13 protein-coding genes are annotated in these 13,729 nt (G+C 60.4%); 11 read left to right on the top strand and 2 right to left on the bottom strand.

Features of this window, described 5'->3' with window-relative positions; translation table 11 throughout:
* Nucleotides 1-55: 55 nt before the first annotated feature.
* Nucleotides 56-775: a GntR family transcriptional regulator gene (locus tag DXD16_RS01505; RefSeq protein ID WP_117654903.1), complete on the bottom strand. Its 720-nt coding sequence runs from the start codon at nt 773-775 to the stop codon at nt 56-58.
* Nucleotides 776-1,115: 340 nt separating this feature from the next.
* Here DXD16_RS01505 and DXD16_RS01510 point away from each other — a divergent pair, with 340 nt between their 5' ends.
* The 3 genes from DXD16_RS01510 to nhaA all read left to right on the top strand — a co-directional run bounded on the left by DXD16_RS01510 (nt 1,116) and on the right by nhaA (nt 4,785).
* Nucleotides 1,116-2,069 carry an ROK family protein gene (locus DXD16_RS01510; RefSeq protein WP_233502568.1) on the top strand — a complete coding sequence of 318 codons (954 nt, stop codon included), beginning with the start codon at nt 1,116-1,118 and terminating at the stop codon, nt 2,067-2,069.
* A gap of 166 nt (nt 2,070-2,235) precedes the next feature.
* Nucleotides 2,236-3,159: a manganese-dependent inorganic pyrophosphatase gene (locus DXD16_RS01515; protein ID WP_117654905.1), complete on the top strand. Its 924-nt coding sequence runs from the start codon at nt 2,236-2,238 to the stop codon at nt 3,157-3,159.
* Nucleotides 3,160-3,426: 267 nt separating this feature from the next.
* Nucleotides 3,427-4,785, top strand: a complete 1,359-nt coding sequence (gene nhaA, locus DXD16_RS01520) for a Na+/H+ antiporter NhaA (protein ID WP_117654906.1) — start codon at nt 3,427-3,429, stop codon at nt 4,783-4,785.
* Between the two features lie 373 nt (nt 4,786-5,158).
* Here nhaA and DXD16_RS01525 read toward each other — a convergent pair whose 3' ends face one another.
* The gene (locus tag DXD16_RS01525) at nt 5,159-5,413 is read right to left on the bottom strand and encodes a hypothetical protein (protein WP_117654907.1); all 255 of its coding nucleotides are present in this window, start codon (nt 5,411-5,413) and stop codon (nt 5,159-5,161) included.
* A gap of 148 nt (nt 5,414-5,561) precedes the next feature.
* On the opposite strand from DXD16_RS01525, the gene DXD16_RS01530 reads away from it, so the two are divergent.
* The 8 genes from DXD16_RS01530 to DXD16_RS01565 all read left to right on the top strand — a co-directional run bounded on the left by DXD16_RS01530 (nt 5,562) and on the right by DXD16_RS01565 (nt 13,348).
* On the top strand, nt 5,562-6,866 hold the full coding sequence (locus DXD16_RS01530) for an aminotransferase class I/II-fold pyridoxal phosphate-dependent enzyme (protein ID WP_117654908.1): 1,305 nt from the start codon (nt 5,562-5,564) through the stop codon (nt 6,864-6,866).
* A 66-nt stretch (nt 6,867-6,932) separates the two neighbouring features.
* Nucleotides 6,933-7,247 (top strand): STAS domain-containing protein, encoded by a 315-nt coding sequence (locus tag DXD16_RS01535; protein WP_117654909.1) that lies wholly within the window; start codon nt 6,933-6,935, stop codon nt 7,245-7,247.
* A gap of 152 nt (nt 7,248-7,399) precedes the next feature.
* Nucleotides 7,400-7,972 carry a twin-arginine translocase TatA/TatE family subunit gene (locus DXD16_RS01540; RefSeq protein WP_158551490.1) on the top strand — a complete coding sequence of 191 codons (573 nt, stop codon included), beginning with the start codon at nt 7,400-7,402 and terminating at the stop codon, nt 7,970-7,972.
* Nucleotides 7,972-8,763 carry a twin-arginine translocase subunit TatC gene (tatC, locus tag DXD16_RS01545; protein WP_055285525.1) on the top strand — a complete coding sequence of 264 codons (792 nt, stop codon included), beginning with the start codon at nt 7,972-7,974 and terminating at the stop codon, nt 8,761-8,763. The genes DXD16_RS01540 and tatC overlap by 1 nt, the downstream gene beginning before the upstream one ends.
* Nucleotides 8,764-8,769: 6 nt before the next feature.
* Nucleotides 8,770-9,126 carry a hydrogenase maturation nickel metallochaperone HypA gene (hypA, locus tag DXD16_RS01550; protein WP_022093859.1) on the top strand — a complete coding sequence of 119 codons (357 nt, stop codon included), beginning with the start codon at nt 8,770-8,772 and terminating at the stop codon, nt 9,124-9,126.
* Between the two features lie 55 nt (nt 9,127-9,181).
* A complete protein-coding gene (gene hypB, locus DXD16_RS01555) occupies nt 9,182-9,865 on the top strand; it encodes a hydrogenase nickel incorporation protein HypB (RefSeq protein ID WP_006235936.1) in 684 nt (227 codons plus the stop codon).
* Nucleotides 9,866-9,919: 54 nt separating this feature from the next.
* Nucleotides 9,920-12,529: a DNA topoisomerase I gene (locus DXD16_RS01560; RefSeq protein WP_117654911.1), complete on the top strand. Its 2,610-nt coding sequence runs from the start codon at nt 9,920-9,922 to the stop codon at nt 12,527-12,529.
* 312 nt (nt 12,530-12,841) lie between these two features.
* Nucleotides 12,842-13,348: a DUF5626 family protein gene (locus tag DXD16_RS01565; protein WP_147349855.1), complete on the top strand. Its 507-nt coding sequence runs from the start codon at nt 12,842-12,844 to the stop codon at nt 13,346-13,348.
* The last annotated feature ends 381 nt before the right edge of the window (nt 13,349-13,729 follow it).

A 13,729-nucleotide genomic window follows, 5' to 3' on the forward strand; every position in this document is an offset into this window, starting at 1 on the left:
GTGCGGTCGCCCACTCTAAACGAGCCATAACGTGCGCCCGCATGACTACAAAAACCTATGCCAACGTTACGTTGTGCAGCTCAAAGCGGTCGCCGACGTTGCGCGAAATCGAGTACTCAAAGGCGTTGCCGCTATCCAAAAAGCCAATCTGGTTGAGCTCGAGCAGGGGAGCGCCGGGTTCGGTGTCCAGGCGCTCAGCCTCTTCCTCGGTTGCCGCTACGGCGCGGATGGTGCGGTGGAAGCTCGAAATCTTCAGCCCGCATTGCTCGCGGATGAAGCTGTAGACCGATCCATACAGGTCTTTCTTTTTAAGGCCCGGTATCAGCTCGAGAGGCATGTAGGTGTACTCGATGACGATGGGCTTCTCGTTGACCTGGCGCACGCGCACGATGTGATAGGCAAAGTCGTCCTCGGCAATTCCCAGCTGAGTAGCGACGTCCGCCGGTGGATTGACAATCGAGAAATCGTAGACCACCGAGGTCACCTTCTCCCCGCGGTGCTCATACGAAAAACCCTGGGCGCGGTCATTTTTGCCCTGGAAAAATGCCTGGTCGGGGAGACCCGCCGTGTCCTTAACGTAGGTGCCCGACCCGCGCCGGCTGGTGACAAGGCCCTCCTTGGTGATCTGCTCGATAGCTCGTTTGACGGTGATTTTGGAAACGCTATAGAGCTCGCAGAACTCAACGACGGTGGGTAGCTTGTCGCCCGGCTTAAGGGAGCCGTCCTCGATGCTTCGACGGATATCTGCAGCTATCGCCTCGTATTTGGGAATCATGGAACCTCCTTTCCGGCTTGATTGAGTACAGAAGAAAGTATAGTCAACACCTAAGCATCCCTATTGCGTTTTTGAAAAGTTCGAGAAAGGTTTAATTAAAAAACGCTTCTCTTTAAAAACTAGAGCGCTCTAAATGAATATGCATTCGAATAATGTGGTATTGAGCAAATTGATCGACTCGAGGATGGGGTTGAGCCGTTTTACCGCCCAACGAACCAAATACCATGCCCTGCGTTTTCCCAGATAAAACCTGCCAAAACAAACCTGTCCCTTTTTGGCAGGTTTTTGCCTGGGGAGCGGTACCATACAAGCAATGTTTAAACGAGAAAGGCGGGCTCCCATGGAACCTAAGCAGTACTACATCGGCATCGACGTCGGCGGCACTTCGGTTAAGGAGGGCCTGTTCGACGAGGACGGAAACCTGCTGGCCAAGGCCAGTGTGCCCACGCCTCCCATCGTTGACGCTGCGGGCTTTGCCGCGGTGACCGAGGCTATCGACCAGGTGGTCGCCAAAGCCCAGATTCCGCGTGCCTTTGTGGCGGGCATTGGCCTGGCCGTTCCGTGCCCTATCCCGGCATCGGGCGATGCCAAGGTCAAGGCCAACATTGTCATCAACCTGCCCGAGCTGAGGATCGCCATTCAAAAGCACTGCCCCGACGCGGTCGTTAAGTACGAGAACGATGCCAACGCCGCTGCCATGGGCGAGGCCTGGCTCGGCTCTGCCAAGGGCGTACAGAACGTGGTGATGGTCACCATTGGTACCGGCGTGGGCGGCGGCGTTATCGTTAACGGCGACGTGGTGTCGGGCGTTGTGGGCGCCGGCGGCGAGATTGGCCACATGTGCCTGAATCCCGAAGAGGAGCGCACCTGCGGCTGCGGCGGCCATGGCCACCTGGAGCAGTATTCCAGCGCCACCGGCGTGGTGAGCAACTACCTTGCCGAGTGCAAGAAGGCAGGCGTCGAGCCCATCGAGCTCACCGGTCCCTCCGATTCCAAGGACGTGTTCCAGGCCTGCCGCGAGGGCGACAAGCTCGCGCTTGCCGCGGCCGATACCATGGCCGACTATCTCGGTCGCGCCCTGGCGCTTATTGCCAACGTGGTCGATCCCGAGATGTTCCTCATCGGCGGCGGCGCATCCGCCTCGGCCGATGTCTACCTCGACAAGGTCCGCGAGCACTTTAAGCAGTACGCGCTTTCTGCCTCGTGCGAGACGCCCATCAAGGTCGCTTCGCTCGGAAACGACGCCGGCATCATCGGTGCCGCCTACGTAGCCCTGCGCGCTGCCGGTAAATAGCTGGTGCAAGGGGGTCAGGTTACTTTGCACCAACATGGTGCAAAAGGGACAGCCTTGGCCCCCATGCCTGCCCCAAAATATGCCGTGGCCCTTCCGTCTGCGAAGGCTCGGCATCGGCGTGCTACCATAGCTACGTCCAAGTACACATATCAAGTGGAGGATATCCATGGCAAACGTTCTTGTCTTTGGTCACCAGAACCCCGATAACGACGCCATCATGAGCGCCGTCGTCCTGTCCCAGCTGCTCAACCAGGTTGAGTATGCCGGCAACACCTACGAGGCTTGCGCTCTGGGCCAGCTTCCGGCCGAGTCCGCCAAGCTGCTTGCCGACGCCGGCATCGCCGAGCCCCGCGTGATCGAGTCCGTCGAGGCCGGTCAGCTCGTCGTCCTCACCGACCACAACGAGTCCGCCCAGTCCGTTGCCGGCCTTAAGGACGCCACGGTCTTTGGTGTCGTCGATCATCACCGCATCGGCGACTTCGAGACCGCCGGCCCGCTGCACTACATCTGCCTGCCCTGGGGCTCCAGCTGCACCATCGTCACCAAGCTCGCCGGCGTGCTCGGCGTTGAGCTCTCCGACATACAGGCCAAGCTGCTGCTCTCGGCCATGATGACCGACACGCTCATGCTCAAGAGCCCCACCACCACCGATGTCGACCGCGCCGTCGCCGCCAAGCTCGGCGAGCAGGTGGGCGTCGACCCGGTCAAGTTTGGCATGGAGGTCTTCCTCACCCGTCCGTCCGGCTCCTTCACCGCAGCCGAGATGGTCGGCAATGACATCAAGATGTTCGAGCCCGCTGGCAAGAAGCTGCTCATCGGCCAGTACGAGACTGTCGACAAGAGCCGCGCTCTCGGCATGATCGACGAGATCCGTGAGGCCATGCGCGCCTACGCCGCCGAGAAGGGTGCTGACGGCATCGTCCTGTGCATCACCGACATCATGGAGGAGGGCTCGCAGGTCCTGCTCGAGGGCGAGACCGAGGCTGCTCAGAAGGGCTTGGGCATTGCCGACGAGCACGACGGCGTCTGGATGCCGGGCGTCCTCTCCCGTAAGAAGCAGGTCGCTGCCCCCATCATGGCCGCCTGCTAGGTTTAGTTGACCAAATGCCACGACCGGATCGCGGACGCCCCGCGCTCCGGTCGTTTTTTGTGCACGGCGCTGCGTCGTCTCTTGGACAGGCGTGCCCGCGCCGTTGAGCAAATAATGTTCAACCTGTGGTTCCGCTTTTCGGCCACGCCTGCGTGCTTGTCGTGCAGGGTAGGCTAGATGCAAGCGTAATACGTTAGAGCGCGGCGCCGCCACTTGGGCGGGCCGTGCTTTTTTAAGACGGGAGCTTTCCCGTGAAAGGAGCCGCCCATGGCAGCAACTGAGCAGCTGTTCAACGTTCGTGAGCGCAAGCGCTTTGAACGTCACGACATCTGGGAGCGCATCGCCGAGAACGGCACGATTTCCGCCGCCGTCATGGTCTTCGCCGCCATCGCCGCCGTCATTTGCGCCAATACCGATGCCTACGAGGCCATCCATCACTTTTTGGAGACCCCGCTGTATGTGGGTCTGGGCAACCTTACGGCCGGTCTCACCGTTGAGCTTTTCGTCAACGACTTCCTCATGGCGATTTTCTTTTTGTTGGTGGGCATTGAGCTTAAGTACGAGATGACGGTCGGCGAGCTCAAGAATCCGCGTCAGGCCATGCTTCCCATGCTGGCGGCCGTGGGCGGCGTCGTCGTTCCCGCCTGCATCTACCTAATCTTTAACCATGCCGGCGCCCACAACGGTTGGGCCATCCCCATGGCAACCGATATTGCCTTTGCGCTGGGCGTGCTGTCGCTTTTGGGCAATCGCGTGCCCAACGGCGTGCGCGTGTTCTTCTCGACGCTCGCCATCGCCGACGACCTCATCTCCATCGCCGCTATCGCCATCTTCTACGGTCAGAGCCCCAATCCGTTTTGGTTGGGCGCCGCCGCGCTTGTGACCTGCGCACTCGTGTGGCTCAACAAGACGCAGCATTACCGCCTTGCCCCGTATTCGGTACTGGGTCTGCTGTTGTGGTTCTGCATGTTCAAGAGCGGCGTACATGCCACGCTTGCCGGCGTCATCCTGGCCTTCACCATCCCGGCCAAGTGCGGCGTCAAGCTCGATAGTCTCACCGATTGGCTGGGCGAGTGCCTGCCGCTGCTCGATGACCGCTACGACGACGAGGCACACATCCTGGGCCAGCATGACTTTACCGTCTCGACTACCAAGGTCGAGCGCGTCATGCACCGCGTGACCCCGCCGCTCATCCGCATGGAGCGTCTGATCTCCACGCCGGTCAACTTTGTGATCCTGCCGATCTTTGCGTTCGTGAACGCACAGGTTCGCCTAGTGGGCGTGGACATGAGCACGCTGCTCACCGACCCGGTGACGCTCGGCGTGTACTTTGGCATGCTGCTGGGCAAGCCGATCGGTATCTTTGGCATGACGTTTGCCCTGGTTAAGCTTAGGGCCTGCGAGCTGCCGCGCAATGTCAACTGGCACATGATTGCCGGTGTGGGCATTCTGGGCGGTATCGGCTTTACCATGTCGATTCTCATCAGCGGCCTTGCCTTCCCGACGGCCCAGTTTGAGGTTCTGGCTGCCAAGGCCGCCATTCTTGCCGGTTCGGTCACCGCTGCCGTGCTCGGCATGATCTACATGAGCGTGGTCTGCAAGCATCCCTCGCCCAAAGACGAGTAAGAGCGCGAAAACCGGCTCCAGAACCGATTCGGGCGCGTTCAAAATGCGGATTCGGGCGGTGCTTGCCGCCTGCCAGACACGCCAGTGGTCAAAAAACGCCGTTTGTGAGTACTGTCACAAACGGCGTATCATTTTAGGTGCGGAAAATAATGAACAAAGTTATAAGAACTGTACGTTAATGAGTGACCATCGACTTCCAATTTGGCGCTAGCTGACGGTGATTAGGAAGTTTCAAGTCGAGTTTTGCCGATTTCGACCAAGAATCGCTGCTACTAAAAAGGTAACAGTACTCATATTTGCCCTTTTTTGGCCACAAGCCCTAAAACAAGCCTCGCCAAGGTCGGGAAGCGGGCCAAATCGCCGGCCTCGAGGCTTATTCCACCGTTCCGTAGACGGCGCCCCAGCCGTGGGCAGCCAAGGCGGAGTTGAGCTGGTCGCACAGCGACCGGCGATCGTAGCAGCCGGGCGGCAAAAGGTTCACGATTTCCATGAGGTCGGGTGCCAAGTCGACGATTTCGGCCTGCACGATTAGGTCAAGCCGGTCGATGGCGTGGCGGTCGTAAAACAGCCCGTCGATCAGGCGCTGCAGGTCGCCGAATTCCTCGGCCTGGAACAATCCGTACTCCATAGTGCCTCCTTGGGCGCCCCACGCCGGCATGCGCGGCGATCGTAATTTATTGCGATGGACTTAATCTATCACGGCTTCATAACGTTGCGGCGGTGGCGGTCTATACTTAGACGAACTGCAACGTCCCGCTTCGCGAAAGGTCGCACCCATGCAGACGATCTACCAGAAGATGGAAACCACCGAACTCGATGCCGCCATCGAGGCGCTCAAAGCCGAGGTCGCCGAGGTCAAGGCCAAGGGCCTGGCGCTCGATATGGCCCGCGGCAAGCCGTCGCCCTCCCAGGTGGACATCTCGCGCCCCATGCTCGATATCCTCAATGCCGATGCCGATCTGCACGACGGCAATGTCGACTGCTCCAACTACGGCTGCTTCGAGGGCATTCCCTCGGCTCGCAAGCTGGCAGGGGAGTTTTTGGGTTGCCCCGCCGAGCAGACGCTTGTGCTGGGCTCATCGAGCCTTTTGATTGAGCATGACATCGCCGGCATGTTCTGGCGCTGTGGCTCGTGCGGCAGCGAGCCCTGGGACGCCTACGAGGCCGCGCACGACGGCAAGAAGGTCAAGTTCCTGTGCCCCGTTCCCGGCTACGATCGCCACTTTGGCATCACCGCCGATCTGGGCATCGAGAACGTCCCCGTCGCGATGACCGACAACGGCCCCGACATGGACGAGATTGAGCGCCTCGTTGCCGCCGACGACTCCATCAAGGGTATCTGGTGCGTGCCCAAGTATTCCAACCCCACGGGCATCACCTTTAGCGAGGACACCGTGCGCCGCCTAGTCGAGATGCCCACGGCCGCGCCCGATTTTCGCATCTTCTGGGACAACGCCTACTGCGTGCACGACCTGTACGACGAGACCGACGAGCTTGCAAACATCTTTGACCTCGCTCGCGCGGCGGGCACCGAGGACCGTGTGGTGGCCTTTGCCTCGACGTCCAAGATCACCTTCCCGGGCGCCGGCATCGGCTTTATCGGTGCGAGCCCCGCGGTTATCGCGGAGTTCTCCAAGCGCCTGAAGGCTGGCCTCATCAGCGCCGACAAGCTCAACCAGCTGCGTCACGTGCGCTTCCTTCCCACCATCGAGGCGGTCAAGGAGCACATGAAAAAGCATGCCGAGTTTTTGCGTCCGCGCTTTGAGGCCGTTGAGCGTAAGCTCACCGAAGGCCTGGGTAATACGGGTTGCGCCACTTGGACGCATCCCCGTGGCGGCTACTTTGTGAGCTTCGATGGCCCCGAGGGCTCGGCCCAGAAGGTCGCCGCGCTTTGTGCCGACCTGGGCGTTAAGCTCACGCCGGCCGGTGCCACCTGGCCCTATGGCAAGGATCCGCGCGACACCAACATCCGCATCGCGCCGAGCTATCCCACGGTCGAGGACCTGGAGGCCGCGCTCGACGTGCTGGTGCTGGCCGTTAAGCTTGTCGCTGCCGAGCTTGCGCGTGCCGAGCGCGCCTAACGCGTAGGGCCCCGCAAGTCCGCGCCCAGTACTTTTTGCACTCTCGATACGCAAAGGAGCACATACATGGATTTGGGTATTTCCACTAACCCTACGCCGGAGCTCTACACCATCAAGGTGACCGGTGAAATCGATATCTCTAATGCCGACAGCCTGCGTAACGCTATCGACTTGGCGCTCGAGCAGCCCACCGAGGCCGTCGAGCTCGACTTTGCCCAGGTGAGCTATATCGACTCGACGGGCATTGGCGTGCTCGTGGGCGCTGCTCATCACGCAGTCGATCACGGCAAGCGTTTTGGCTGCGTCAACGTGCAGCCCCCGGTGATGCGCGTGGTTCAGCTGCTGGGCGTCGACCAGGAGATCTCAATCACGGCGGCATAAGCCCTGCCCCAAAAGGGCGTGCCGTTTGGCATATGTTTGTGATGCGCTCGGACGTTTTGGCGTCCGGGCGCTATACTTGACCGAATGAATAGACGAGTTCCGGCCGAATGGCGCGGTGCGGGCTCGAATCACATCGAGCCTTGGAGGTATGTGTGTTTGGTATTGGAGAAGGTGAGCTGGCAATCATCGTGGTCTTCGGCTTTTTGCTGTTTGGCCCGGATAAGCTCCCGCAGATGGGCCGTACGATCGGCCGTGCCATCCGTCAGTTCCGCGAGACGCAGGAAAAGATGACGGCCGTTGTTCAGTCCGAGATTATCGATCCGGTGAGCGAGGCCGCGTCGGCCCCGGTCAAGCCCAAGAAGACTGCTGCGACCGACGACGATTCCGATGTGGACGAGGATGCCGCCGAGACGGCAGCGCCCGCCAAGAAGGAGACCTTTGCCGAGCGTCGCGCCCGTCTTGCTGCCGAGAAGGCCGCAAGCGAGGGTGCTGCTGAGGGCGAAGGCGCTGTTGATGAGGCCGAGAGTACAGAGCCTGCTGCTGCCGTCGAGCCCGAGCCTGCTGCAGAGCCCGAGCCCGAGCCGGCAGAGCCCACGACGGCTGACCTCTACGCCCGTCGTCCCCGCAAGCGCAAGGCCGTCGTCGACCAGCTCGCTCGCGAGCTCGAGGTCGAGGACGATGCCGAGGCTGCTGCCGCCGACGCCCCGAAGGGAGGCGATGAGTAATGCCGATCGGACCTGCGCGCATGCCGCTCTTCGATCACCTGGGAGAGCTCCGTCGCCGCCTGACCATCGTGGTCGTTTCGGTGTTTGCCGCCGCCATCGTGCTGTACTTTGCCACGCCCGTGGTGCTCGATATTCTTGAGGACCCCATCCGCTCCTTTGTGCCGGACGGTAAGTTTTACATCACCACCACGCTCGGCGGCTTTGGCCTGCGCTTCTCGCTTGCCATCAAGATGGCCGTGGTCATGTGCACGCCCATGATCATCTGGCAGATTCTGGCATTTTTCCTGCCGGCACTGCGCCCCAACGAGCGCAAGTGGGTTGTGCCCACGGTGCTCGCCTCGACGGTGCTGTTCTTCCTGGGTGCCATCTTCTGCTACTTCATCATCATCCCGGCGGGCTTTGAGTGGCTCATCGGCGAGACCTCGGCTGTCGCTACGGCGTTGCCCGATCTGGAGAACTACGTCAACATGGAGCTGCTCTTTATGATCGGCTTTGGTGTGGCGTTTGAGCTGCCGCTCATCATCTTCTACCTGTCCGTTTTCCACATCGTGTCCTATGCGGCCTTCCGCAGCGCCTGGCGCTACGTGTACGTAGGCCTGCTCGTGGGTTCGGCTGTGATTACGCCCGACGGCTCGCCCGTTACGCTGGGTCTCATGTATGGCGCCCTGCTCTCGCTCTACGAGATTTCGCTCGCCATCGCTCGCGTGGTCATTACCGCGCGCGAGGGCAAGGAGGGCCTGTTCGTGAGCCGTCTGGACCTGTTCTCGGACGACGAGGACGACGAGGAGTAAATCGGTATGCACGAGGTTGGCATTGTCAACGGCATACTCGATACAGTGATTCGCGCGGCGCGTGGGGCGGGGGCCTCGCGCGCCGTTTTGGTAACGCTGCGTATCGGGGATATGACCGAAGTTGTGCGCGAGGCGCTCGACTTTGCGTGGGAGACGTTTCGCGACGAGGACCCGCTCACGCGCGGCTGCGAGCTTGCCGTGGAGGAAGTCCATCCACAAAGCGAGTGTCTAGACTGCGGCGAGGTTTTCGACCACGATCGCTTCCACTGTCGCTGTCCTCAGTGTGGTGGTGCCAACGTGCGCCTACTGCACGGCCGCGAGCTCGATATCGCAAGTATCGAAATCGAAACCCCCGACGATTAGCCCGCTAGCCATCTGGTGATGGGGTATAAAGGGGCCAAAGTAAGGAGCGCTAAGTATGGCCGAGAAAACGATTGATATTGCATCGCCGATTCTGTCGCGCAACGAGCGCCTGGCAGATCAGCTGCGTCAGCGATTTAATGAGACAAACACCTACGTGATCAATGTGCTGTCGAGCCCCGGCTCGGGCAAGACCACCACGATTCTGGGCACCAACGAGCGCCTGCGTGACAAAGCCGGCCTGCGCTGTGCTGTCATCGAGGGCGATATCGCCTCGGACGTCGACGCCATCACCATGAAGGAAGCCGGCATGCCCGCCATTCAGATCAACACGGGCGGCCTGTGCCACCTCGAGGGCAACATGATCATGGAGGCCGTCGATGCCTTCGACCAGGCCGTCGGTCTGGAGAACATCGACGTCATCTTTATCGAAAACGTGGGCAACCTGGTCTGCCCGGTCGACTTTGACCTGGGCGAGAACCTGTCCATCATGATTCTCTCGGTGCCCGAGGGCGACGACAAGCCCATCAAGTACCCGGGCATCTTCCAACACGCCGGCGCGCAGCTGCTCAACAAGGTCGACGTGGCCCCGGCTTTCGATTTTGACATGGATAGGTATACTAAGACCCTCGATGACCTCAATCCGCAAGCGCCGCGGTTTGCCGTGAGCGCGCGCAAGGGCGAGGGCATGGATGCCTGGTGCGATTGGCTCATCGGGCAGATTGAGCAAGCAAGGGCGTAAGTCGGCCGCCAAGAGGGCGGGCGCAGCCGCAGACACACGAGATAGGAGCCTCTTTTGAAGCTCATCATCGCTGAGAAAAACGACGCCGCGCGTCAGATCGCCGAGCGTCTGTCCACGGGCAAGCCCAAAAAGGACAAGGTGTACAACACCGCTATCTACCGTTTTGAGTGGAAGGGCGAGGAGTGCGTGACGATCGGCCTTGCCGGTCACATCCTGGCACCCGATTTTTGCGACAGTGTGCTGTTCGATAAAAAGTTGGGCTGGTATTCGGTCACGGAGGACGGCGAAATGCTGCCGGCCGATATGCCCGATGGCCTGGCCCGCCCGCCGTACGACACCAAGCGCAAGCCGTTCCTTGCCGATGGCATTTCCATCAAGGGCTGGAAGCTCGAGAGCCTGCCCTATCTCACCTGGGCGCCCGTCATTAAGCTTCCGGCCGAGAAAGAGCTCATCCGCTCGCTTAAGAACCTCGCCAAAAAGTCCGACAGCGTCATCATCGCCACGGACTTCGATCGCGAGGGCGAGCTGATTGGCTCGGACGCCCTCAACAAAGTGCGCGAGGTTGCGCCGGACTTGCCGGTCGCCCGTGCCCAGTATTCTTCGTTTACCAAGGCCGAGATCACGCACGCCTTCGATAATCTCGTCTCGCTCGACCAGAACCTGGCCGACGCCGGCGAGAGCCGTCAGCACATCGACCTTATCTGGGGCGCGGTGCTCACGCGCTATCTGACGCTCGCCAAGTTTGGCGGCTTTGGCAACGTGCGTTCCGCCGGTCGTGTGCAGACGCCGACGCTTGCCCTGGTGGTCGAGCGCGAGCGCGAGCGTATGGCGTTTGTGCCCGAGGACTATTGGCAGATTCGCGGTATGGGTGCCGCGCAGGGTGCCGCCGAGGACGACCGCTTTAAGATCGCGCACAAGACAGCGCGCTTTACCGACAAGGACGCTGCCGAGACGGCGTATGGTCACGTCGACGGTGCCAAGACGGCGACCGTTGCCGCGGTGACCAAGCGCTCGCGTAAGCAGCAGCCTCCCACGCCGTTTGCGACGACCTCGCTGCAGGCTGCCGCTGCGGCCGAGGGCATCTCGCCTGCGCGTACGATGCGAATCGCCGAGTCCCTCTACATGGCCGGTCTCATCAGCTACCCGCGTGTCGACAATACCGTGTACCCTGCGACGCTCGATCTGGGCGCCGTGGTGAGCGACCTGGCAAAGATCAACCCGGCGCTGGCGCCCGTGTGCAAAAAGGTGCTCGCCGGCCCCATGAAGCCCACGCGCGGCAAGGTCGAGACCACCGACCACCCGCCTATCTACCCCACGGGCGAGGGCGATCCGTCCACGCTCGACGGCGGCCAGCGCAAACTCTATGACCTCATCGCCCGTCGCTTCCTGGCAACGCTCATGGGGCCCGCGACCATCGAGAACACCAAGCTCGAGCTCGACGTCAACGGCGAGCCGTTCGTGGCTTCGGGCGACGTGCTCGTGACCCCGGGCTTCCGCGAGGCATATCCGTACGGTCTCAAGCGCGACGAGCAGATGCCGCCGCTTGAGCAGGGCGACACGGTCGACGTGTTCGACATTAAGCTCGAGGCCAAGCAGACCGAGCCGCCCGCGCGCTACAGCCAGGGCAAGCTCGTGCAGGAGATGGAAAAGCGCGGCCTGGGCACCAAGTCCACGCGCGCGAGTATCATCGAGCGCCTGTATGCCGTGCGCTATCTCAAAAATGATCCCGTTGAGCCGAGCCAGCTGGGCATCGCCATCATCGACGCGCTGTCGCAGTTTGCCCCGCGCATCACGAGCCCCGATATGACCAGCGAGCTCGACGGCGACATGACCCGCGTGGAGCGCGGCGAGGACACCGAAGAGCATGTCGTGACGCACTCGCGCGCGCTGCTGGCCGGCGTGCTCGACGAGCTGCTCAAGCATACGCAGGAGCTGGGCGACGCCATCAGCGACGCCGTCACGGCCGATGCGCGCGTGGGCGCCTGCCCCAAGTGCGGCAAGGACCTGGTTATGAAGACGAGCGCCAAGACCCGCGGCAGCTTTATCGGCTGCATGGGTTGGCCCGACTGCGACGTGACCTATCCGGTGCCGAGTGGCGTCAAGGTGAGCCCGCTCGAGGGCGAGGCCGCCGTGTGCCCCGAGTGCGGCGCGCCGCGCATCAAGTGCCAGCCATTCCGCCAGAAGGCCTTCGAGATCTGCGTGAACCCCACGTGCCCCACCAACTACGAGCCCGATCTTAAGGTGGGCGAGTGCAAGGTGTGTGCCGAGGCCGGACGTCACGGCGACCTGATCGCGCACAAGAGCGAGAAGAGCGGCAAGCGCTTTATCCGCTGCACCAACTACGATGACTGCGGCGTGAGCTATCCGCTGCCGGCGCGCGGCAAGCTCGAGGCGACGGGCGAGACCTGCCCCGAGTGCGGCGCCCCCATCGTGGTGGTCAACACGGCGCGCGGTCCGTGGCGTATCTGCGTCAACATGGACTGCCCGACCAAGGAGAAGAAGCCCGCCCGCGGTCGCAAGACCACAACCAAGGCGAGCACGGCAAAGAAGACGACGGCGGCCAAGAAGACGACGGCTAAGAAAGCCACTGCCGCCAAGAAGACGACCGCGAAGAAGTCAACTGCGAAGAAGTCGACTGCCAAAAAGACCGCTGCCGACAAGTAGCCGCACGGTCGAAACATCACCTAGAACAAAAACGAGCGAGGACCTCAAGATCCTCGCTCGTTTTTTATCCGGCAGTTAGGGACGTTCCTTTTCTGCCGGGCGGCGAAAGAGTGCGCCCAACGACCAGCCGTTTAAGAGCGCCCCCGATACATAGTTGTCGGAACCTGGTCGTCTGTTGATAAAAAAGAAACCGCTAACGGACAAAATGGCGCCTTTTGCGGATTAGTTGCTGTGCCGGAAAATAAATTGTCAGAACCAGGCGATAATTAAATTGCCGCGGCTGTCGTTACATATGACACGTGACAGGAGGACATGATGAAAAAAATGCCCAAGTTGTTGTTAGCAATGGTTGTCCTATTTTTCGCCACCGGATTTATTTTATTGCCCTCCGCAAATGCTTCTGAGTATTTGACGCCCGCCGACGCATGCTTCGATTTGAATGATGGGCCGAAACAAGAACGTACTATCGAGCTGTCAGATGGCTCTACAGGTGTTTTTGGGATAGAGAAAGAGCAAGCTGATGTTGCCCCGATTTGGGACGGCTACTACAACGCTACTGATGGGAATTGGAAGGTTTACTTCTATACTGGAGTGCTCGATGCTGAGTACTGGATATCAATCAAGAACTACAACATTACATCGTGGTGGGGCCATAAAGCATCTTCCGTTGGCGGTGCCTTATCGAATTTCAGTAAGAGTTTTTCTTCCAAACGAACAAAGTGGAGCTTTCTTTTTACCGGAGTAGGCGGTATGGCGTCTGCGACTTATACTCTTGGAGCTGAAATAAATGGCTCTCGGCTGCATACATATCTAGCGTGATTCAATATGGGCGTGTTGGGCAAGATCAACATTGGCGGAGAGGTTTCCCTCCTGGCAATAGTTCTGGTTGAGATCGGGATCGTCGCTGCGGTGATCTATCTCGTTTGCAAGTTGATAAAGGCTCTCAAAAAGGTTATTGAACGAACCAAACAAGAGTAGGCGGTCAGTCCGCTCGATTTCGAATCCATTTCAGCGGGTGCCATCCTCTCTGTCTGCTTATCTGTGGGCGGAGAGGATTTTTCTATGACTGAGACCGCATCAGCGCCAAATCCACGCCTATCCACGACCCGTCACCTGGGGACGTTCCTTTCCAGCCGGTGCTTGGGGAGACTCCTTGCCACCCGGTCGTCGTGGATGTTCTTAAACGACTAGCGATCGGGG

Origin of the sequence: Collinsella sp. TF11-5AC, assembly GCF_003436775.1 — a bacterium.
In the GTDB taxonomy this organism is placed as follows: domain Bacteria; phylum Actinomycetota; class Coriobacteriia; order Coriobacteriales; family Coriobacteriaceae; genus Collinsella.

Coding starts and splice junctions, on each gene's coding strand:
- DXD16_RS01530 (WP_117654908.1), top strand. CDS start 5,562: ATGCAGACGATCTACCAGAAGATGGAAACCACCGAACTCGATGCCGCC.
- DXD16_RS01525 (WP_117654907.1), bottom strand. CDS start 5,413: ATGGAGTACGGATTGTTCCAGGCCGAGGAATTCGGCGACCTGCAGCGC.
- nhaA (WP_117654906.1), top strand. CDS start 3,427: ATGGCAGCAACTGAGCAGCTGTTCAACGTTCGTGAGCGCAAGCGCTTT.
- DXD16_RS01515 (WP_117654905.1), top strand. CDS start 2,236: ATGGCAAACGTTCTTGTCTTTGGTCACCAGAACCCCGATAACGACGCC.
- DXD16_RS01505 (WP_117654903.1), bottom strand. CDS start 775: ATGATTCCCAAATACGAGGCGATAGCTGCAGATATCCGTCGAAGCATC.
- DXD16_RS01535 (WP_117654909.1), top strand. CDS start 6,933: ATGGATTTGGGTATTTCCACTAACCCTACGCCGGAGCTCTACACCATC.
- DXD16_RS01510 (WP_233502568.1), top strand. CDS start 1,116: ATGGAACCTAAGCAGTACTACATCGGCATCGACGTCGGCGGCACTTCG.
- hypA (WP_022093859.1), top strand. CDS start 8,770: ATGCACGAGGTTGGCATTGTCAACGGCATACTCGATACAGTGATTCGC.
- DXD16_RS01565 (WP_147349855.1), top strand. CDS start 12,842: ATGATGAAAAAAATGCCCAAGTTGTTGTTAGCAATGGTTGTCCTATTT.
- tatC (WP_055285525.1), top strand. CDS start 7,972: ATGCCGATCGGACCTGCGCGCATGCCGCTCTTCGATCACCTGGGAGAG.
- hypB (WP_006235936.1), top strand. CDS start 9,182: ATGGCCGAGAAAACGATTGATATTGCATCGCCGATTCTGTCGCGCAAC.